Consider the following 21,031-nt stretch of genomic DNA (forward strand, 5'->3'; position numbering starts at 1 on the left):
TAAAAAGAACACTTAATCAAGACGAACATAAGATAATCCTTCAGCTATGCTGAATACCACCTAAAGTGGTACTGGATTTCCTTATGCTCTTATTTTTTATTCTGCTTTTAGCATAAAAAATAATTGATTAGTAATAAAGTCAAAGTGAATAACGAGATTTTATTACAATCAAACAGTACTAAATACGAGAAAATTAGTATTTAGTACTTCTATTTAGCTGCTCATCAGCAAATAGATGTATAGAAAATGTGACGCTAATAGGAACATTAGATATACTTTTATAATTTAAATAGTTCCTTTTTAGTTTTTAAATTATAAAAATAGTGTTACTTAATTCATTAAGTAACACTGGTATTATCTTTTAGATTTATTCATTAAAAAAAGAGGAAACTAAAAAAAGAACCCTATGCATTAAGCACAAAGTTCTTTTACTGCATTTCTTAAATCTAATAAAGATAGATCTTTAATATCTTTATTGAACGTAATAATTTTTTGTCCAAATTCTCCCTCTAATTCAACTTGTGAATAATCTGTATTCCAAACACCTTCACCTTTATCATTAATTTCAAAGTTATAAATATCAAATGTTCTATAATTTAAATCTGCTTCTTCTAAATAATAATTTAAAATATTTCCTACTTGTAATTCACTCATTGTAATCACCTTATCCTTTTTTATTATTTTATTATTTACTAAGTGATAGCTACTGCTATCACTATTAATTAATTTCATTTTAACTATTACAAAAAAGAGGGAACTATGTAATTACACATAGTTCCCTTTTTATTAGGCACAAATTTGTTTAGCTGCATCTTTTAAGTCACTTACTGATAAATCTTTTTGATTTTTATTAATCAAAATGTCTTTCATGTTTACTGCACTACCTTCATAATTTTCGATAACTGATACATTAAATTCGTTACTGCTATCGAAGTCATATAAATCAATTACTTCATATTCATACGCATTATTAGTATTAAATTGTTCAACGAAATACCCTAGTACATTTTTAATATTATTATTATTCATATAGATCATCCTTTTCGTTTTTATTTTGTTTTATTATTTACTAAGTGATAGCTTCTGCTATCACTATTAATTATTTTATTTTGAGTATTACAGAAATAATATTATTATACAAATCATTGATTGAATAATTTGATTTTAAAAAAAGAGAGAACTAAAATGTCCTCTCTAATATTCATCAATTGATCTCATGTTTGAAATTACATTCGATTTAAACTCTACACCTTTATAGAAATTAAAACCACTTTGTATTTCACCAACGAAAGTGTTATCTTCAATCAAATTATTATCTTCCAACCATTGAAGTATAAAAACATAATCAAATCCATCAATATGATTTACCAATGCTTCATTTGTATTTGTATCTTCTAATACTTCACCAAAAAACATTGCTTCTGGAATATTCACTGTTAAACTACACATAATTTCTTTTGTAGCACAATCTAACATATTAATTGCTAATCTACCATTTGTATAATTACCTTTTACTAACTCAACATTTAAATTTCCAAATTCTTTTTTTACCATTTTGATCACTCCTATTTTTATTAATATACTTATAATTAATAGAATGAATTTTCTAATTCAGATAACTCATCAAGCGACATATTGATTTCATGTTTAATAAAATTTTCAATTTGTTGTTCTGTTATTTCTGTTAATCTTATAGTAGTAAAAATCATTGTTGTTAGTTCAACGATACATCCAAATATATCGACATCGAAATCATCGTTTGAAAAGTTTTGTTCTTTGATAATTTCTAATTTATCACTGACCATACTTTTAAATTGACTATATTGATTTTCTTTTGTCATATTAATGTCTCCTTTATAATGTTTGTAAAGTAACAATAAAATTATTCTTCGTTATAACTCCATAACCATCGAGTACCGACTCCACAAAATCATTCATAGTTTCGCAAAATTCAAACTCATCAATTAAACCAAAAGTGGATAGTTCTAAATATTCAAAGTTATCTTTCAAGTATTTGCTTCTGCTAGGTTCGATTAATAAATTTTCTAAAAATGATTGTTTTGAATCATTATCTAATCCATAGATACCATCATATAAACTAAGTAATGTTCGTTGGATATTTTCAAAATCTTCTTCATACCATTGATCTTTTTCGACGTTGGCTGTTTGGAACCCTATATCTTTAATTTCTTCTTTTAATGTTTGATTCATTTTATTCACTCCATTTTTTAATTATATTATTAAAAAGAAACGTTTATGATTAATAAACGTTTCTTTTAAATGTTATTACCAACATGTAGACATTTCATAGTCTGCTGTTTCTTGATAATCTTTTTCTAAACTTTGAACTTTGATAATGCCATTAGTTAGTTTTTGATGAACATTCAAAACAGTTTCCCAAAGAATTTCTGATTTCATATCAGCTGCTTGGTACTTGATACTATCTAAAAGCTTCAAAGCATCATAACCAGTTAACAATTCTAACTCATCATACTTAAAACCTTTGTACATTTGAATATCAGCAGGATTATTTTCTTTATATCTTGCATTTACACTGATTATTTCAAATTGATATAAATTAAATATAATATTATCTGTTAGCTCTGAATCTAATTTTATTTCTTCTTTGAAAAATTTACCTAACTTATTAAATTCTTTTTCTGTATGAACAAAACTACTCATAACAAATATCCTCTTTTCTTTTGCTTTTTTAATTTTTTCTATATTGCTTCACATGTTTATGCCCTGATCTATAATTATCACCTTTCTTTTTAGTGAAATATTTTGTAAATTACTAATTGGTTGATTTATCAACCATAATTTTATGTTTATTATTATGCTTAAGATATATATTAAATAATGGTTTTAATAATACTTCGTAAAAAATTTCAAATGTTACTGAAATCATAAAAATTATGAAAGTTAAGGTGAACATAATTGCTAACATAAACGTATAACACTCCTTAGTTTTTAATTTTCGATGCAATGTAATCCATTTCTCAGCGTCTTAATTTAAACAAATAAAAAAGTATTCTCTTTAAATAAGAGAATACTTAGATTACTTTTTATAGTATTTATTCATTTGTTTCTTATATTCATTATGGTGTCTTTCTACTAATTTCATTGTTAATGGTATAATTCCATCAAATATTTTAATATCTGAATGAATTATAAAACTGTTTATGATTACAGATAAAGACAATATGCTTATACTTACATACCACGTATTAAAATGAGTTCCGTTTAAATTATAAATAGCTATTAGTGAACCTAATGGTATAACATGCCAACTTATAATTGAAAACCATCTGTAATTCCTAGTTTGCTTTGATTCCTTTTTATATTTTAGGCTTTCTATATATTTTAATTTACCATCTATTTTAAAGTTCCCATCCTCAACTCTATTACTAATAATGGTTAATTGCTCATCAAAGACCTTTTGTATATGCTCACTATGATTTTTTGCATTCATACTATTTGCTGCAATAGAGTAAGCATGTTTGGATTTATAGTATAGTTTTATCATTAAGCTTGCTAAAGCAGCATATGATAAAATCACTAAGACTAAAATTGTGAAAGCATTTATGATATCTGTATCATTATTCGATATCTTTATATGTGCGAGTAGCATGATGAATACTAACAGTATGATAGAACTAATAAGTGTAAATATCGATAATGTAAAGCTGCGTGTTATTAGCTTTACATTATCTTTCCCTATAAAAACTTTGCTTATTAATTTAATGCAATATGGTAATAATATACCTATTACTGGACTTAACTTTATTAATATTTCTATAATAGACATCAATAATCCACCTGACTTCTAAATTTTATTTATCAAATTCTCTATTTAAAATATAAGGTTCTGTTGCAAAGTAAAAAAATATAGCTAACCACTAATATATCATGTCAGTGTTCGTTTAACTTGCTAGCATGATGCTAATTTCGTGGCATGGCGAAAATCCGTAGATCTGAAGAGACCTGCGGTTCTTTTTATATAGAGCGTAAATACATTCAATACCTTTTAAAGTATTCTTTGCCGTATTGATACTTTGATATCTTGTCTTTCTTACTTTAATATGACGGTGATCTTGCTCAATGAGATTATTCAGATATTTCGATGTATAATGACAGTCAGGTTTAAGTTTAAAAGCTTTAATGACTTTAGCCATTGCTACCTTCGTTGAAGGTGCCTGATCTGTAATTACCTTTTGAGGTTTACCAAATTGTTTAATGAGACGTTTGATAAATGCATATGCCGAATGATTATCTCGTTGCTTACGCAACCAAATATCTAATGTATGTCCCTCTGCATCAATGGCACGATATAAATAGTTCCATTTTCCTTTTATTTTGATGTACGTCTCATCAATACGCCATTTGTAATAAGCTTTTTTATGCTTTTTCTTCCAAATTTGATATAAAATTGGAGCATATTCTTGAACCCAACGGTAGACCGTTGAATGATGAACGTTTACACCACGTTCCCTTAACATTTCAGATATATCACGATAACTCAATGCATATCTTAGATAGTAGCCAACGGCTACAGTGATAACATCCTTGTTAAATTGTTTATATCTGAAATAGTTCATACAGAAGACTCCTTTTTGTTAAAATTATACTATAAATTCAACTTTGCAACAGAACCTGATTGTGCATATTCTTATTGGTAGGTTGGGTAAATAATTTATAAGATGAATCGAACTAAATTAACTTTCAAAGATTTTCCATTTATAAAAGGTGAAAGTCTAGGAATAATAAAATGAATATTCGTTCAAATCAGATATGTGTGAATACTTTATTTCACATGTGTTACAGTATTTTTTGTCAATTAAAATAAATCTAAAGGTGCATGCCAGTCTTCAGCCGTCGAAAGTAGTCGTGTAATATGCATTGAATGATGTAATTCTGGTGTAATGAAGTAGGTGTTTTTTTTATTTCGCTGTAACCTACGCCCTATTCTCGAATGTTACAGTAGTAATTAGCAAATTAATCAAAAAACAATTTACCTTATTAGGAGGACTTATATAATGAAAAAAACATTAATTACTTCAACATTAGCATTAGGATTAGGCGCTACAGGAATTGCAGCAGGACATTCAGCAGACGCAGCAGAACAAAATGTAGATAAAGCTGAATTAGCGAATACAGCTCAACATAACCCAGAAAAATTAAACAAAGCACCTTTACATGAAGGTTCTTATAACTATAACTTTAACTATGACAAATTAAACTATGACTTTGAATCAGATGGCACATATTGGTCATGGAGTTATGGCCCAGGTTCAGCAAACCATGGTGACCAAACTTCTCACCAATCACAACAACAAACTAAACAAGCTTCAGCTGAACAATCACCACAACAAGAAGCACCAAAACAATCAACAACGCAACAACCTAAACAAGAAACTACACAACAACCAAACCAAGAAGCACAACAAACTTCAAGCAAATCATCATCAAACGAAGCTTCTTCAGGTTCATCAGTACAAGTTAACGATCACTTAAAACAAATCGCTCAACGTGAATCAGGTGGCGATACTCACGCTGTTAACCCATCTACGGGTGCAGCAGGTAAATATCAATTCCTACAAAGCACTTGGGATTCAGTAGCACCTGATGAATACAAAGGTGTTTCACCAACTAAAGCTCCAGAGTCAGTACAAGACCAAGCAGCAATGGATCTTTACAACACAGCTGGCCCTTCACAATGGGTAACTGCATAATTCAATTAATCATGTAATTTAAAAAAGCCGATGAAGTCAGTGACTTCATCGGCTTCTTCTATATTATTTAGCGATAATCGTTGCTAAATCCCCTTTAAATACGAGTTGATCATGATGATTATAGGTGGACATGCGTATTGTGAGTAAACCGCTCTCTTTTTTTGTTGATTTTTTATCAATTACTTCGACAACGACGTATATTGTGTCGTTAGGGAACACAGGTTTAGTAAATTTCACGTTATCCATGCGTGTACCTGCAATAATATCTTCTCCATAATTTTCCGTTTCAACCCACAACTTAAACGACAAAGATAATGTTTGAAACCCAGAAGCTATAATACCTCCAAATTGTCCTTGTTCTGCCTTCTCTTTATCAATATGCATATACTGTGGATCATAAAATGTCGCAAATTGCATGATATCTTCTTCGGTAATGTGATATGTATTTGTTTTAAAAGTATCGCCGACATTAAATGCGTCAAATTTCATATATGTAATCACTTCTTTTCTATATATATTATGTATTTAAAACAACTACACCCATATATATTATAAAACCAATTTGTTCAAAAAATCATGAGGGATGTTTTTATTTTTAAAAACTAATTGACCAAAATGGTCAAAAGGTGTAATCTGTAATTGACCAAACTGGTCACATTATATATGGAGGCACTCATAATGACTCATTCAAAATTCGAAAATTTAACTACCACTAAAAAAACAATAATTATTAACGCCGCTATTAAAACGTTCGAAAAGAACGGGTTTGATAAAGCGTCGACAAATGAAATCGTAAAACAGGCCAACATTTCAAAAGGTTCTTTGTTCAATTACTTTAATAATAAAAAAGACCTATTTCTCTATTTAATAGATTATAGTGTGCAAATATTAGAAGAAATGTATGAAAAAATCGATCTGAACGAAACGGATTTATTTAAAAGGATTGAAAATGTTGGCTTTCAAAAGTTAAAAGTTCAAAAAACACACCCTGAGATATTTGATTTTCTAAAATCTACAGTTAATGAGACATCAATAGAAGTGAAACCAATGATTGAAAGTAAATTATCTACTTTATATGAGCATGGGATGCAAAAGATATATTCCAATATAGATTATTCAAAGTTTCGTGATGATATAGATATAGAAAAAGCAACAGAAATACTAAATTGGACAATGTTAGGTTCTGGAGACAAAGCGATGCAACAAATAGAAACTTTTGAAGATATATCCCAATTTGGTGATCAATATTTAAAGGAATGGAACGCATACGCCCAAATATTAAAACGTGCATTTTATAAATAGGTCATTTTAAACAAAGGGAGGTTATGACTATGGAAGAAATTATGAAAGTCAATGGTTTGCACAAGTCTTTTGGTAAATTTAAAGCGTTGCAAGATGTTTCTTTTTCAATAAATGAGGGGGAAGTCTTAGGGTTTATTGGTCCTAACGGTGCTGGTAAGTCCACAACGTTGCGCATTTTATTAGGTTCCATTAAAAAAGACGGAGGGGAGGCTAAAATATTTGGCGAAGATGTTTGGCAACAAAGTATAAAAATTCATAAACGGTTATCTTATGTTCCAGGTGATATTGCGTTATGGGGTAATTTAACAGGTGGCGAAATTATCGATTTATTTATGAAATTACACGGTAAAGGAAACCAACAAAAACGTGACGAGCTTATTAAACGATTTGAATTAGATCCTAGAAAAAAAGCAAAAGGCTATTCCAAGGGGAATCGTCAAAAAATCGGTCTTATCGCAGCACTGGCAGTAGATTCAGATTTATATATTTTTGATGAGCCAACATCTGGTCTTGATCCGTTGATGGAAGTTGTGTTCCAAAAAGAAGTTGAAAAGCTTAAAAAAGCTGGAAAAACGATTTTACTATCTTCCCACATTTTAAGCGAGGTAGAACGTTTGGCAGATAGAGTTGCGATTATTAGAGAAGGCAAGGTAATTGAGACGGGCACACTCGATGAATTACGTCACTTAACGCGTACTAAAATATTAATCGAAACAGAGGAAGATGTTACGCAATTATCAACTTTACAAGGTGTCAGTGATTTCAGCCAGAGTAATAATCAAGCAACCTTTACGGTAGATAAGAAAGATCTTAACCATGTATTTAGTAAAGCGACGCAACTGAATATCAAAAATGTTGAATCAAAACCACCTACACTCGAAGAATTATTTATCCATCATTATGAGAAATAAATGATGAAAGGAGGTCCTCGTTGATGAAAGAAAGATTTAATGGTTCGCACATGTTGTTATTGCAATATCTTAAACGCGATTGGAAGAAATTATTATTATGGATTTTATGTGTTACATTATTTTCAGTAGGTTTTATACCGTCTTTTAAAGAAATGAGTGAAGACAAAGCTTTACTAGGTTTATATGAAACATTTCAAAATCCTGCTATGATTTCAATGGTCGGTCCCACGCCTATAAATTCAGGTTCAGATTATACTTTAGGGGCATTATACGCACAAGAAATGCTATTATTTTGTGCGTTATTAGCATTGATATTATCTGTCTTACATGTGGTTGGACATACACGTAAGGAAGAAGAGTCGGGACTTACGGAATTGGTTCGATCATATCAAATAGGACGACAAGCTAATTCACTTGCAGTCATCGTTGAAATGCTAGTTGTTAATGTGTTGATAGCATTACTAAGTACTTTGATAATAGTAAGTTATCAGATGGATACAATTTCTGTTAAAGGTGCAATAATTTTTGGGATAACAATCGGAATGGCAGGTATGTTTGGGACAAGTATTGCGCTAGTCATGGCCCAATTAATGCCAACATCATCCTCCGCCAATGGATTATCACTTGGTATCATTGGCATATTATATATTATCCGAGCAGGGACAGACGTTTCGAATAAAGATTATTCAATGATTAATCCACTAGGGTGGGCATACCTCACTTATCCGTTTACAGATAACAACTGGTCACCAATCATTTATAATTTGATACTTTGTATCCTCTTAATATTCATTGCAATGATGTTAGAAAATTCACGAGACATGGGTTCGAGCTTTATTCCTGAACGTAAAGGGAAAGCACATGCCTCTAAATTTCTCATTTCTATTCCTGGTATATTTTTCAAAATAACTAAAGGGCTAATCTTTTGGTGGCTTCTCACATTTATATTGATGGGAGCTGCTTATGGTTCAATTTATGGAGATATGCAAGATTTCTTAGAGAATAATAAAATGATGCAACAAATGTTTGCATCAAAAGATCATTCACTAGAGGTATCATTTACGAGTACGATTATGGTGGTCTTAATTAGTTTAGTGACGATATTACCTATGATATTAGTAAATAAATTATATTCTGAAGAAAAGCAATTACACTTTACTCAAATCTATGCAACACATGTGTCGCGAAGTAAAGTTTATTGGACAGGTATCATCACAGCTATTCTAAGTGGTTTGCTAGGTATAGTTGTGACAACATTAGGTTTAGGTCTTGTAGCACAAGCATCGATGAAACATAACAGTGACTTAGCATTAATGGACTTTATTACGGCAGGCTATAATGATTTGCCATTTGTAGTATTATTTATCGGAATAACTGCACTAGCACTTGGGTGGGCGCCGAAATTCGGTAAATACGCTTATGCTTATTTAATCTATACGTTCGTTATTGATTACTTCGGTAACCTATTAGACTTCCCTGAATGGCTGGAGCATACTTCAGTGCTCAACTTGCTGCCACAGATGCCTAAAGATGAGTTTGAGGTCATGCCTTTTACAATCATTATGATAATAAGCATTGTCTTAATAGTGTTAGGATATATTGGATATAGAAGAAGAGACTTAATAGGTTGATCAAAAAATTAAGACCTACCACTTTTGCGGGTAGGTCTTATCATTTTAATTGTCCCTTTGTGCTTTAATTACGTTTAAATAAAAATAAAATAGCACCGATTAAACTGAAAATAGTTACTACAAAAACAATATTCATAATTGATAATGTTTCAATAATTACGACGTCTTTACCTAAGCGCTCAAATGCGTTAAGCTGTAAATCTTGCTCGAATTCTTCGTCGCTACGCGCTCTTGGTGATTTAACTTCTAAATCTTTCATCATTCTTTCTTCTACTTTTGGCATATTCATCCCCCTCAATTTCTATGTTCCCGATAAATGTAAAATAAATCATATAAAATATAAAAATACTCATTAAATTAAAAATGACCATTTAAAAATTTGAAAGAGTCATATATGTTTAATAATATAGAACATTGTGTTCAGCAATAATTTTTATTCTGTGCTTTAAAATAGACTGCGATAAAGGAGTGAGTATTTTTGGAATATCGTGTACATTTAAAAAATATTTTCTTTTGTTTGTTAGGGACATTTTTAATTGCAATTGGTGTAAATGCGTTTATACTTGCCTCTAACCTCGGTGAAGGTGGAACAGTAGGGATTTCGTTAAATCTTAAGTACACTTTAGGTATTTCACCAGCACTATCTTCTCTAATCATTAATATTATCGTTATTATTATTGGTTGGAGATATTTAAGCAAGACTGCTGCAATTTACACGTTAATCACTGTTATTTCAAGTTCGTTTTTTATTGGGTTAACAGAGAAATTCAATTTGCATATCGGTTCTGATTTTATAAATTGTGTATTTTCAGGCTTATTAATAGGTATGGGGACAGGTTTTGTCATTTCTGCTCGCAGTACGATAGGTGGCACTTCAGTTATTGCTAAGATTATAGACAAATATACTGAAATCAAGACATCTCAAGCTTTATTTATACTCGATACATTGATTGTACTTTCATTCTTGCTAGTCTTACCTGTTGAAAATGTATTATATACAATTATCATGTTGTTTATCGTAGAGAAAAGTATGTCCTTCGTCATTGAAGGGTTCAATCCTAAAAAAGCAATTACGATTATGTCGAAATATAATAAAGAAATCAGCCAACAAATTAATGTTGAGACGGGACGCGGTTCAACGTTATTAAATGGTGAAGGTGGATATGGCCAAGAAAAAAGCCAAGTTCTTTACGTTGTAGTCGCCCAAAACCAAGTTGGTCGTATTAAGAAGATTGTTAATGCGAATGATGAAAATGCATTTCTTGTTATTCACGACGTAAGAGATGTGTTAGGTAACGGCTTTATGAAATTAAATTAAATCAAAAAAACCCTTCAACGGTTCAAGTTAATTGCAACTTGTGTTGAAGGGTTTTTTTGATATATCATTTTATTGATTTATTGGTGTTTTGAAATTTTCTAAACGTTGCTCAATTTCTGCTTCGCTTAAATCATGCTTTTTAATATAACGGTTACGTTCATTGATTGCACATTCATACGAGCAAGCACCTAAATGACGGTGTTCATTCTCTTCAGATGAAAGGATTTGTTTATTACATTCAGGGTTACTACAGTTAATGTAACGTTCACATGGCGTGCCGTCGAACCAATCTTTACCGACTACTGTCTTCTCAACGTTATTGACGTCGACACTAATGCGTTCATCGAAGACATACATCTTACCGTCCCATAAATCACCTTGTGTTTCAGGGTCTTTACCATAAGTTGCGATGCCACCTTCAAGTTGGCTTACGTCTTCGAATCCTTCTTTCAATAAGAATGCTGAGAATTTTTCACAGCGAATGCCACCAGTACAATATGTGACGATCTTCTTATCCATGAATTGATCTTTATTCTCTTTAATCCACTCAGGTAAGTCTCGGAAACGTCTAATATCAGGACGAACTGCCCCACGGAAATGTCCGAGGTCATATTCATAATCATTACGGGCATCGATAACGATTGTATCTTCTGATTCTAATGCAGATTTAAATTCTTTAGGTGAAAGATATTTACCTGTTTCGTCAGTTGGATCCACATCATTATCTAAGCCAGAAGCTACGATTTCTTGGCGTGGACGTACGTGCATCTTCTTGAATGCATGACCTTCTGCTTTATCAATTTTAAATGTGATATCAGCGAAACGTGCGTCAGATTTTAATTGTTCCATATATTGATCTGTAGCCTCAACTGTACCTGATACAGTACCGTTAATACCTTCTGTTGATACTAAGATACGTCCTTTTAGGTCTAAACTTTTACAGAAATCTAAATGTTCCATTGCGAATGTATCTGGGTCATCAATTGTTGTATATTTATAATATAGCAATACTCTATAATCCATATTTATACGCTCCTTTTAAATTTTTATTTTCTTAAAATGAAATCTTTATCTATATATTAAGCATTATGCGATATATCATTATTAATCGTATTAAAAAGTTCAAATATATATTTTATCAAATTTACATAATGAATCAATATTTGTGACTCAATAATGAAATTATAATTTTTTTAATAGTAGTGAAAATATTTCGATAGAGTGTGATAAAATAATTAGAAAAATGAGTACTTTAATCGACGAAATAAATGGAATTTCTTCTATAAGTCACTTTCAAGATGGTTATTAAGTAGGGATAGGTGTGAATATGTGATGAAAAATAATTATTTAAAATCAATGATTTGGGGAGGAGTTGTTGGGGACGCATTAGGGGTTCCGTATGAGTTTAAATTAAGAGGGCAATTTCAAGCGCAAGAAATGATAGGAAATGGGACCTATGATTTACCTGCTGGGTCGTGGTCAGATGATATTTCAATGACACTCTGTACAGTTGAACACGTGGCCAAACACACAACTTTAAATCAGCTTATGGATGCATTTGTAGCATATGCAGAAGAGGACTATATGACGACGTCGTCAGGTCTATTTGATATCGGTATACAAACTCAAAATGCGATTGAAAGATGGAAATATTTGGAGACAGATGCAGAACATTGCGGTTTAAGTGATGAACGAAGTAATGGCAATGGTTCATTGATGAGAATTGCAGCAATCCTCCCTCTAACTTATGGGCAGGGAATGAAAATGTGTTTAACACTAGCTCGTCGATATTCTAGTTTGACACATGGTCATGAACGTTCAGTTGTTGGTTGTTTTGTATATTTGCAGTTGTTAGAAACTGTTATTCAATATTTAGAACAAGATAATCGTGATAAAGAGGATATTATAATTGAAACTGAGCAACGTATTACTCAATTTTTATCTAGTGAGCATTCATATGCAAAATTGAATAAGGAATATCAACAATTTTACAAAAGCGTTCTCAGTCCAACGATAAAAGGTAAAAATATTGAAGCAATTCCATCTTCAGGTTATGTTGTGCATACATTTGAAGCGGTCATTTGATGCTTTATGCAAGGGGATGACTATAAAGAAATCGTACTTCAAGCCGTGAATCTAGGGGAAGATACAGATACAATTGCATCTATTGTAGGACAACTTGCTGCGCTTTATTACGGTTATGATAATATTCCTGATGAATGGCTACATCAAATAAGAAATAAAGCACTTATTGAATCTGTATGTGGGAATTATTATGATATGTTAGATTTATAAATATTAAACTAAATTATGCTGATGCGTTCATTTTCATTGTATACATGTGAGTTTAACGCATGAGCATTTTTGAATTATATACTTGTTAAGAGAGGGATTTTAATGGAAACAGTTTATCTTGCTGGAGGATGTCTCTGGGGTGTACAAGCATTTATTAATACGTTGCCTGGTGTAATTGAAACGGAAGCGGGCAGAGCGAATGGTGACACAAATACGTTAGATGGTGAATACGATGGTTATGCAGAATGCGTGAAGACTACGTATGATCCACATCAAGTGTCAGTGTCAGATTTAATGAATTATTTATTTGAAATTATAGATCCCTATGCAGTTAACCACCAAGGCGAAGATGTAGGTCCAAAATATCGTACAGGATTTTACAGTGAGGATGCTTCACATTTAGAAGTCGCTCAAGCATTTATAAATGAACGAAATGATAAAGAACGTATTATGGTCGAAGTAAAACCTTTAAGCAATTATGTAAAAAGCGCAGACATTCATCAAAACCATTTAGAAAAATATCCCAATGATTACTGTCATATACCACCAATTTTAATGAATAAATACAAGTAAATTAATTGTAAATTTTTCTTGACATTAAAATTAAAAGGGAGTAATATGCTTAATTGTACATGGGGTGTACTAAATTTCTAATCTGTAACTTTTATTGGGATTATTTTTTTTGAGTAATGGTACACAGGGTGTACTGTTTTGGGTGTTAACGATAAAAATAAGGGTGCTTATATAAATTTAAAACGATTAGTACAACAGGTGTACTATAGAAAAAGGAAGGTAAATATGTTTAATGAATTAAAATTTATTTTAAGAAATAAGATGTTGTTGGTATCACTTATTGCAATAGCGTTAGTTTCAACAATCTATGTTGCTTTATTTGTAGGATCCATTTATAATCCTTACGAAAAAACAGAGAACTTAAAAATTTCAATCGTCAACCACGATAAACCAGCAAAGTTAAATGGTAAGAAGGTGACGATTGGTGATGATTTAGTAGATAAATTAAAAGACAAAGATAATTTTAAATTCCAAGAAGTATCAGAAAAAAAGGCAGCTGATCAATTGAAAACAGGTGAAGCCACTGGAACTATCATTATTCCAGAAAATGCTTCACAAAATGCGACAACTTTATTAAATAAACACCCTAAAAAAATTAATTTAGAAACACAAGTCAACCCTGGATCAAGTTACACAGGTAGTCAAATATCACAAAAAGCTATTAATACTGTAACAGATTCTATTAAACAAAATATTCGCTCCAATTATCTAGAGGACATGTTCGCTAGTGCTAGTAAATCCAAGTCAGGCAATCAAGATATGTCTGATGCATTAGGTAAAATGTCTCACTCAGAATCTAAATTACTTTCAGGTAATCAACAAGTTACGGACGGTTTAAAACAACTTGAACCACAGGTCGGCCAACCGGCTCAAAAATTAATTTCAGGCAACCAAGATGTAACAGATGGTTTAAATCAACTTAAGAAAAATAACGATGAACTAAAATCAAAATTAGATAATTCAATCGCACAACAAAATGGCACATATTTAGAGAAAAACAATGAAAAAGCTATCAATGAAGTTACGAAAACGACTGAAAACAATCCTACTTCAGTAGACCACTATGGTGAATCAATCGTTCCATATATGGCAAGTGTAAGTTTATTTGTAGTTGCTCTATCGTTTAGTGCCGTATATCCACTAAGAAAGACAATTACTAAAGATGTGTCACCTTTGAAACAACTTACAGGCAAGTTTACACTTTATGTAATACAAGGTGCGGTAGCCGCATTGTTAATGAGTTGTTGGGTTATTTTCGCATTGCAAATGCCAATTGATCGTGTAGGATTATTCTTTTTAAATGGAATGGTATGGGGTATTACAGCAATCACAATTACGTCGTTCCTAGTACTGCTACTTGATAGAATTGGGTTGTTTTTATCAATGATATTATTAGTATTACAACTAAGTTCGAGCGAAGGTATGTTTCCTATAGATCTCTCAGCTAAATTCTTTAAAGTCATCAATCCGTTTTCACCAATGTCGTATGCTATTCAAGGATACAGAGAAGCTATTTTTACAAATGCAGGACATTACAGCTATACTGTCGTAATGATTGTGCTAATTTCTATCATTATCGTGATGATGATATTACAATTCATAGTGTTAACATGGTTTCATAAAAGAGAAAAACTGCCATTTACGATGAACTTTAAATAAGGATTTCATAACAAGGGGGATCTATAATGGAAAATATGGATCAAACGATTGAAGAGGCAATCAATAGGTTTCAAATCGTCATGTTGCGCTTGAATAAGGAAATTGTCGGCATTGTTAAAGAAACAGGTTTAGATAATTTACTTTCACGCGAACAAATTGAAGCCATGCGTATTATACAAATTGAGGGCAAAGTGACGATTAATGAACTTGCAGCACTGCAAAATATTTTTAAAACGGCGGCATCCAAACGTATTAGTAAGTTAGAAGAAATGGGCTACGTTACGCGAGCACATACCGAAAATAAAAGAATTAAGTTAATCCAATTAAGTGACGAGGGTGAGCAGTTTTTACAAAAAGCTACCGCCGTTATGACAGAAGCTGTGAAAGAAAGATTAGTACAACACTTCACCCAAGCAGAAATAGAACAATTCGTTGATCAATTAACCCATATCGACGATGTATTTAAGAAAAATAAAAAGTAAACTTTAGAAGGCATTTCATTCAAAAGAGTGAAATGTCTTCTTTTTTTAATGTTAAAATATAAGTAATACGATTAGGTCATTGCATAATAAAATTAAAGCAAAACCAATGATATTGATGTATAAAAATCGTAAAATTAAACTAAATCGCTTTAAATTAATATATACTAGCTTTAATTAAGAAAACGGAAGGAAAATTTTGAGGTGAGTTAAAATGATGATATTAGTAATGTTATCCCCAATATTTGTTATCGGATTTATAATATTATCCATCATGGAAGAGAAAAAACGTAAAAATAAGAAATAAAGTATTTCATCAGTCGTTCACATAGTTAAAAGATAAATGTATCATCATGCTTCAGTTTGTGAGTAGTTATAGAAAAAGGAGGATGCGTGATGAGTGCAATGTTATTTATTTTTCAATCGGTGTTATTACCGATATTCATTATGATTGGCTTGGGGTACATCTTACACAAGAAATTCCAACTCAATTTAAATACGTTAGCTAAACTCAATATTTATGTCTTTGTACCAGGCTATATCTTTGTTAAGTTTTACAAGACAGATTTTAAATTTAGTATGTTGCTTTATATTGCTTTGTTTTTTGTACTTTATGTCCTCGTACTTTATATAATTGGATGGTTAATTACTAAATTAGGAAATGTTGAAGAAGGTGAAGCGACAACTTTAAAAAATAGTATTTTATTTTTTAATTCTGGTAATTATGGTGTACCTGTAAACGATCTCGTGTTTAAAGGTGACCCGATTGCAATGTCAGTTCAAGTCATCGTATTGTCTTTACAAAATATCTTCACTTTTTCTTATGGTATTTTCGCAATACAGAAAATACAAGTAGGTAAATTGAAAGCACTGCTTGGTTATTTGAAGATGCCTGTACTTTACGCATTATTGTTTGCATTAATTTTAAATTATGCCAATATCCCTATACCTAAATTTATATGGACCCCAGCGAATTATGTAGCGGATGCAATGATCGCGATAGCTTTAATATTATTAGGTGCCCAAATTTCTAAAATTAAAATGAAATTGAAATGGTCACGCGCATATATTTTTATATTCATACGACTCGTTGTTGGACCGGTCATCGCATTCTTTATCATAAAAATTATGGGCATTGATGGTGTTATTGCACAAACGTTATTTATTGCTTCAGCTATGCCAACCTCAGTTAATAGTTCGGTGATTGCTCAAGAATACGATAATAATCCAGAATTAGCTGCAGAAATCGTATTTTTATCAACTTTATTAAGTGCTATAACCGTAGTTGTCGTGATTTATTGTTCCAAACTGTTATTTTAAAAATGTTAGTGTCCCGTTGCATTTTTAATTTAAAGTTAAAGCATTCTATCTCGATATATTTGATTTTATTTTTTATCGTGTTATAAATATAATGAATATTTAAATTAAGCAATTTTCCCAAAGCAATAAAATAAATTCAAAAAGGAACGGTTGGAAAAATGACAGACGTTGTTTTAGGTATTGATATTGGTACGAGTTCTGTGAAAGTGATTGCAGTCGATAAAGGTGGTCACGTACTTCAAACGAAGAGCGAGCCTTTAGAAGTCATGCAATTACAACCTGGCTATAGTGAGCAACATCCAGATGATTGGTATCAAGCAACAATCTCTGCGATTAAACAGTTATTAACTCAAAATGAAATGAAGCACGCCGTAGTTAAAGGATTATCTTTTTCAGGGCAAATGCACAGTTTAGTTATTATTGATGAACATAATCAGCCTATAAGACCAGCGATATTGTGGAATGATACGCGTTCTACACCACAATGTGAACAAATCATTCGAACAATAGGAGACTACGTGGTGTCTAATCCAGTGTTAGAAGGCTTTACATTAACGAAGTTGTTATGGGTGAAAGATAACGAACCTGATAACTGGCGTAAGATCAAAACATTCATGTTACCTAAAGATTATGTACGCTTTAAATTAACAGGCAACGTTCATATGGAATATTCTGATGCTTCAAGTACATTGTTACTAGATCCAAAGGAGAAGAAGTGGCGCAAAGATATTGCAGATCTGTTTGGAATTGGCGATATTTGTCCCGAACTTGTTGCGTCACAAGACTTTGTAGGAATGGTAGATAAGCTTGTTGCAGAGGAGTTAGGATTGAACGAAGATGTAGCAGTGTTTGCAGGTGGAGGAGATAATGCTTGCGGAGCACTTGGAGCTGGTATTATCCATCCGAATGACACGCTTTGTAGCATCGGCACTTCAGGTGTTGTATTGTCATGTGAAGATCAACAAAGTAAAGAATATAGACATAATATGCATTACTTTAACCACGTGTTAGACGATATGGACTATGTAATGGGAGTCACATTAGCAGCTGGTGGCAGTCTAAATTGGTTGAAGAATAATGTGTTAACGCAGTTTGATTATCCAGAAATTGTTAAAATGGCGAGCCAATCAACTGTAGGAAGTAGAGGGTTGCTATTTACACCGTACTTGTCAGGTGAACGTACGCCCCATGGAGATTCATCAATAAGAGGTAGTTTCATTGGCTTAAGTGTGATGCATACAAACAATGATTTGGCGCGTGCAGTAATTGAAGGTGTAACATACTCATTATTTGATTCTATTCAATATTTACGATCCCAAGGAAAGTCTATTGATCATGTTGTTGCCATTGGTGGCGGTGCTAGAAGTAATTTCTGGTTACAATTACAAGCAGACGTATTTAATACAAAAGTGAGTAAATTAAAATATGAAGAAGGACCAAGCATGGGGGCAGCGATTATAGCAGTAAATGGTCTAGGCTGGTACGAAAGTTTGGAAGCCGTGTTAAATCAATTTATTGTTTATGACACAACTTTTAAACCTGACCCAAAAATGCATGAACAGTATATGAACTATTTCGATATTTATCAAAACGTTTATCAACAAACACAATCAATTACATCAGAGCTCTTAAAACGTTCACGTTAAGTTGAACTTTTAGAGTTGAATTCTCGTCTAATTAAAGATATTATGAAGTTAAATGTGAATGACAATTATATTAAATTACAACGAAAAACTATAAATTATATATAAACCACTGGAAGTGCCTTTGAAGAAGGGCTGAGACCGAAGTAACGACGGAGGAATTCCTTGAACCTGATCCAGTTTATACTGGCGTAGGAAAGTGGCGTTACTATCAGCGAAATACTTTTATTAAACGTTATTTTTCCTACGGGAAAGATAACGTTTTTTTGTATAGAGGTGAGGAAATGTTTATTGCGATTACACCGTATAAAGTATTAAATGAGCATGATATTGAACATTATCGAAGGATTGAGCAAGATATAGACTTTCTAATGATTCGGACCCCGATGGAAGTTGAACTTTTAGTCGAATGGATTGAACAGTTAAAACTTAATTACTTTCCTATAAACAAAATCATTATTCATAGTGACATCGATGTGCTTGAACGATGTGAACTATGGGCAATTCATTTTAAAGAGCAAGATGCGAGAATAGCACAATTTAAACAAGATAATCCAAACGTTCAAGTAAGTGCATCAACACATTATGAAACTTCCGTGGGTGAGGCACAATCGCTAGGCTTAGACTTTGTATTGTTTAGTCATATTTTTGAAACAGGGTCTAAACCTGGTCAACCACCTAGAACGGATCAAGAAATTTCTAGTGTATTGAAATACGATATTCCCATAATAGCGCTAGGTGGGATAAACAGTAAGACACTCAAACATTTACCTCAAGGGTTTAGTGGAATTGCAGGCATTTCAATTTTTGATAAAGCGCATGAGGATGAACTGAGTGCTTTAAAGGAGGTGTGGCAAGATTATGTATGATGTCATCGTTATTGGGTCTGGTGTGATGGGCATGTCCGTTGCGAGAAAGCTAAGTGAAGCGGGTTTGCATATTGCAGTGATTGATCGTGATGTTCCTGGTATGCATGCTTCTTATAAGGCGGGTGGCATGTTAGGTGCTCAGAATGAATTTCTGGAAGATAGTGACTTATTCAAACTCGCCACACGTTCACAAAAGATGTTTAAAACTTTGAGTGACGAATTAAATTCTGAAGTTGGTATTGATATTCAATATATCGAAAGTGGTCTCATCAAATTAGCTGATGAGTCTAATGATAACGTTACAATTGAACAACAATATCAATTTTTACATCAACATAATCCTGATGTTGAGCTATTAAATGAAGATCGTATGCATCAATTAACAGGTGGTAATAGCCATTTAGCTAACCGGACAGCAATGTACATTCCAGACGACCATCAAATTAATGCAAATTATTATACGAAAGCATTATTTCATTCATTAAAAAGACGAAATATCGACCGTATCTTTAAAACGGAGGTCGAATCAATTCAATCAGTCGAAGGTGGAGGATACAAAGTATTAACACAAGACGATGTGTTAATCGGTCAACAAGTTGTCGTAGCTGGTGGTGCCTGGAGTGGCCAATTATTAGGGTCATACATCCAAGATAAATGCGTGACAGGTGTTAAAGGAGAAGTATTGTTAGTCGAACAACCACACCTCAATCTCGATACTACATTGTTTACGACAAGCGGTTGTTATATCGTCCCTAAACAAAAAGACCGTTATTTAATAGGAGCAACGAGCTATTTTGATGATTACTCAGTTGGTGTTTCTGAGGAAGGAAGAAATTGGTTATTAGAGCGTGCTACCAAACATGTCCCAGGATTAAAAGAAAGTAAAATCTTAAAGCAATGGTCAGGGGTAAGACCTTATTGCACAAATGAACAACCTATTATGGATGAAGTTTCAAGAGATTTATTTGTCATTACAGGTCATTACCGTAATGGAATATTACTTTCGCCGATTATCGGTGAACTGATGAGTCAATGGATACTTAATCAGCATAGACCTCAAATATTAGAAAGCTTTCAGATAGAAAGGAGGCAACGCAATGCATTGCATCATCAATGGTGATCAATTTACTTTCGATCAATCAATGAATATTCAAGAGATTCTCCAAAGCCTTGAATTAGATGAACAACGTGTGATTGTCGAGCACAATGAACAATTGATTAAGAGAGAACAATTCCCCAATCAAATCGTTAGAGAACAAGATCGATTAGAATTATTAGAATTTGTAGGAGGCGGATAAA

24 protein-coding genes, 2 pseudogenes and 1 riboswitch are annotated in these 21,031 nt (G+C 32.2%); of the genes and pseudogenes, 15 read left to right on the forward strand and 11 right to left on the reverse strand.

The window, feature by feature from the left end; all coding sequences use genetic code 11:
* Window positions 1-411: 411 nt before the first annotated feature.
* The 8 genes from QQM35_RS02505 to QQM35_RS02540 form a co-directional block, all read right to left on the reverse strand.
* A complete protein-coding gene (locus QQM35_RS02505) occupies window positions 412-654 on the reverse strand; it encodes a hypothetical protein (protein ID WP_233666184.1) in 243 nt (80 codons plus the stop codon).
* A 132-nt stretch (window positions 655-786) separates the two neighbouring features.
* The gene (locus QQM35_RS02510; protein ID WP_342610469.1) at window positions 787-1,029 is read right to left on the reverse strand and encodes a hypothetical protein; all 243 of its coding nucleotides are present in this window, start codon (window positions 1,027-1,029) and stop codon (window positions 787-789) included.
* Window positions 1,030-1,194: 165 nt separating this feature from the next.
* Window positions 1,195-1,554 (reverse strand): hypothetical protein, encoded by a 360-nt coding sequence (locus QQM35_RS02515; protein ID WP_342610470.1) that lies wholly within the window; start codon window positions 1,552-1,554, stop codon window positions 1,195-1,197.
* A 35-nt stretch (window positions 1,555-1,589) separates the two neighbouring features.
* Entirely contained in the window at window positions 1,590-1,841 is a 252-nt protein-coding gene (locus tag QQM35_RS02520) for a hypothetical protein (RefSeq protein WP_046467673.1), read from the reverse strand.
* A gap of 13 nt (window positions 1,842-1,854) precedes the next feature.
* The gene (locus QQM35_RS02525; RefSeq protein WP_342610471.1) at window positions 1,855-2,211 is read right to left on the reverse strand and encodes a hypothetical protein; all 357 of its coding nucleotides are present in this window, start codon (window positions 2,209-2,211) and stop codon (window positions 1,855-1,857) included.
* 75 nt (window positions 2,212-2,286) lie between these two features.
* The gene (locus QQM35_RS02530; RefSeq protein ID WP_342610472.1) at window positions 2,287-2,682 is read right to left on the reverse strand and encodes a hypothetical protein; all 396 of its coding nucleotides are present in this window, start codon (window positions 2,680-2,682) and stop codon (window positions 2,287-2,289) included.
* Between the two features lie 376 nt (window positions 2,683-3,058).
* Window positions 3,059-3,808 carry a hypothetical protein gene (locus tag QQM35_RS02535; RefSeq protein WP_342610473.1) on the reverse strand — a complete coding sequence of 250 codons (750 nt, stop codon included), beginning with the start codon at window positions 3,806-3,808 and terminating at the stop codon, window positions 3,059-3,061.
* Between the two features lie 115 nt (window positions 3,809-3,923).
* Window positions 3,924-4,598: an IS6-like element IS257 family transposase gene (locus tag QQM35_RS02540; RefSeq protein ID WP_060550996.1), complete on the reverse strand. Its 675-nt coding sequence runs from the start codon at window positions 4,596-4,598 to the stop codon at window positions 3,924-3,926.
* Window positions 4,599-5,036: 438 nt separating this feature from the next.
* Between QQM35_RS02540 and QQM35_RS02545 the strand changes: the two genes are divergently transcribed.
* Complete coding sequence (locus QQM35_RS02545) at window positions 5,037-5,732, forward strand: transglycosylase family protein (RefSeq protein ID WP_342610474.1); 696 nt, start codon at window positions 5,037-5,039, stop codon at window positions 5,730-5,732.
* 63 nt (window positions 5,733-5,795) lie between these two features.
* On the opposite strand, the gene QQM35_RS02550 is transcribed toward QQM35_RS02545, so the two are convergent.
* Window positions 5,796-6,221, reverse strand: coding sequence for a MaoC/PaaZ C-terminal domain-containing protein (locus QQM35_RS02550; RefSeq protein WP_251942398.1), 426 nt, complete (start codon window positions 6,219-6,221; stop codon window positions 5,796-5,798).
* 189 nt (window positions 6,222-6,410) lie between these two features.
* Here QQM35_RS02550 and QQM35_RS02555 point away from each other — a divergent pair, with 189 nt between their 5' ends.
* Genes QQM35_RS02555 through QQM35_RS02565 form a run of 3 tightly spaced genes read left to right on the forward strand, consistent with a single transcriptional unit; the run spans window position 6,411 to window position 9,576 of the window.
* Entirely contained in the window at window positions 6,411-7,034 is a 624-nt protein-coding gene (locus tag QQM35_RS02555; protein ID WP_251517096.1) for a TetR/AcrR family transcriptional regulator, read from the forward strand.
* A gap of 29 nt (window positions 7,035-7,063) precedes the next feature.
* Window positions 7,064-7,945 carry an ABC transporter ATP-binding protein gene (locus QQM35_RS02560; protein WP_251517099.1) on the forward strand — a complete coding sequence of 294 codons (882 nt, stop codon included), beginning with the start codon at window positions 7,064-7,066 and terminating at the stop codon, window positions 7,943-7,945.
* A 23-nt stretch (window positions 7,946-7,968) separates the two neighbouring features.
* The gene (locus QQM35_RS02565; RefSeq protein WP_342610475.1) at window positions 7,969-9,576 is read left to right on the forward strand and encodes a tetronasin resistance protein; all 1,608 of its coding nucleotides are present in this window, start codon (window positions 7,969-7,971) and stop codon (window positions 9,574-9,576) included.
* 64 nt (window positions 9,577-9,640) lie between these two features.
* Here QQM35_RS02565 and QQM35_RS02570 read toward each other — a convergent pair whose 3' ends face one another.
* Window positions 9,641-9,859, reverse strand: a complete 219-nt coding sequence (locus QQM35_RS02570) for a hypothetical protein (protein ID WP_251517103.1) — start codon at window positions 9,857-9,859, stop codon at window positions 9,641-9,643.
* 195 nt (window positions 9,860-10,054) lie between these two features.
* Here QQM35_RS02570 and QQM35_RS02575 point away from each other — a divergent pair, with 195 nt between their 5' ends.
* Window positions 10,055-10,894, forward strand: a complete 840-nt coding sequence (locus QQM35_RS02575) for a YitT family protein (RefSeq protein ID WP_251517105.1) — start codon at window positions 10,055-10,057, stop codon at window positions 10,892-10,894.
* A 69-nt stretch (window positions 10,895-10,963) separates the two neighbouring features.
* Here QQM35_RS02575 and QQM35_RS02580 read toward each other — a convergent pair whose 3' ends face one another.
* Window positions 10,964-11,917 (reverse strand): rhodanese-related sulfurtransferase, encoded by a 954-nt coding sequence (locus tag QQM35_RS02580; protein ID WP_342610476.1) that lies wholly within the window; start codon window positions 11,915-11,917, stop codon window positions 10,964-10,966.
* A 333-nt stretch (window positions 11,918-12,250) separates the two neighbouring features.
* On the opposite strand from QQM35_RS02580, the pseudogene QQM35_RS02585 reads away from it, so the two are divergent.
* The 10 genes and pseudogenes from QQM35_RS02585 to thiS all read left to right on the forward strand — a co-directional run bounded on the left by QQM35_RS02585 (window position 12,251) and on the right by thiS (window position 21,030).
* A pseudogene (locus tag QQM35_RS02585) lies at window positions 12,251-13,189 on the forward strand (ADP-ribosylglycohydrolase family protein).
* Between the two features lie 102 nt (window positions 13,190-13,291).
* Window positions 13,292-13,762, forward strand: a complete 471-nt coding sequence (locus tag QQM35_RS02590) for a peptide-methionine (S)-S-oxide reductase (protein ID WP_251517109.1) — start codon at window positions 13,292-13,294, stop codon at window positions 13,760-13,762.
* A gap of 225 nt (window positions 13,763-13,987) precedes the next feature.
* Window positions 13,988-15,421 carry a YhgE/Pip family protein gene (locus QQM35_RS02595; RefSeq protein WP_251517111.1) on the forward strand — a complete coding sequence of 478 codons (1,434 nt, stop codon included), beginning with the start codon at window positions 13,988-13,990 and terminating at the stop codon, window positions 15,419-15,421.
* A 26-nt stretch (window positions 15,422-15,447) separates the two neighbouring features.
* Window positions 15,448-15,903 (forward strand): MarR family winged helix-turn-helix transcriptional regulator, encoded by a 456-nt coding sequence (locus tag QQM35_RS02600; RefSeq protein WP_251517113.1) that lies wholly within the window; start codon window positions 15,448-15,450, stop codon window positions 15,901-15,903.
* Between the two features lie 214 nt (window positions 15,904-16,117).
* Window positions 16,118-16,204 (forward strand): annotated as a pseudogene (locus tag QQM35_RS02605) (hypothetical protein); the annotation flags it as partial.
* A 92-nt stretch (window positions 16,205-16,296) separates the two neighbouring features.
* Window positions 16,297-17,220, forward strand: a complete 924-nt coding sequence (locus QQM35_RS02610) for an AEC family transporter (RefSeq protein ID WP_251517115.1) — start codon at window positions 16,297-16,299, stop codon at window positions 17,218-17,220.
* Between the two features lie 158 nt (window positions 17,221-17,378).
* Window positions 17,379-18,866, forward strand: a complete 1,488-nt coding sequence (gene xylB / locus QQM35_RS02615) for a xylulokinase (protein ID WP_342610477.1) — start codon at window positions 17,379-17,381, stop codon at window positions 18,864-18,866.
* 101 nt (window positions 18,867-18,967) lie between these two features.
* Window positions 18,968-19,078: riboswitch (TPP riboswitch) on the forward strand.
* 69 nt (window positions 19,079-19,147) lie between these two features.
* Entirely contained in the window at window positions 19,148-19,732 is a 585-nt protein-coding gene (locus tag QQM35_RS02620; RefSeq protein ID WP_251517119.1) for a thiamine phosphate synthase, read from the forward strand.
* The gene (gene thiO / locus QQM35_RS02625; RefSeq protein WP_251517121.1) at window positions 19,725-20,852 is read left to right on the forward strand and encodes a glycine oxidase ThiO; all 1,128 of its coding nucleotides are present in this window, start codon (window positions 19,725-19,727) and stop codon (window positions 20,850-20,852) included. The genes QQM35_RS02620 and thiO overlap by 8 nt, the downstream gene beginning before the upstream one ends.
* Window positions 20,830-21,030, forward strand: coding sequence for a sulfur carrier protein ThiS (thiS, locus tag QQM35_RS02630; RefSeq protein ID WP_251517123.1), 201 nt, complete (start codon window positions 20,830-20,832; stop codon window positions 21,028-21,030). The genes thiO and thiS overlap by 23 nt, the downstream gene beginning before the upstream one ends.
* The last annotated feature ends 1 nt before the right edge of the window (window position 21,031 follow it).

This window comes from Staphylococcus hsinchuensis, assembly GCF_038789205.1.
GTDB classification, from domain to species: domain Bacteria; phylum Bacillota; class Bacilli; order Staphylococcales; family Staphylococcaceae; genus Staphylococcus; species Staphylococcus hsinchuensis.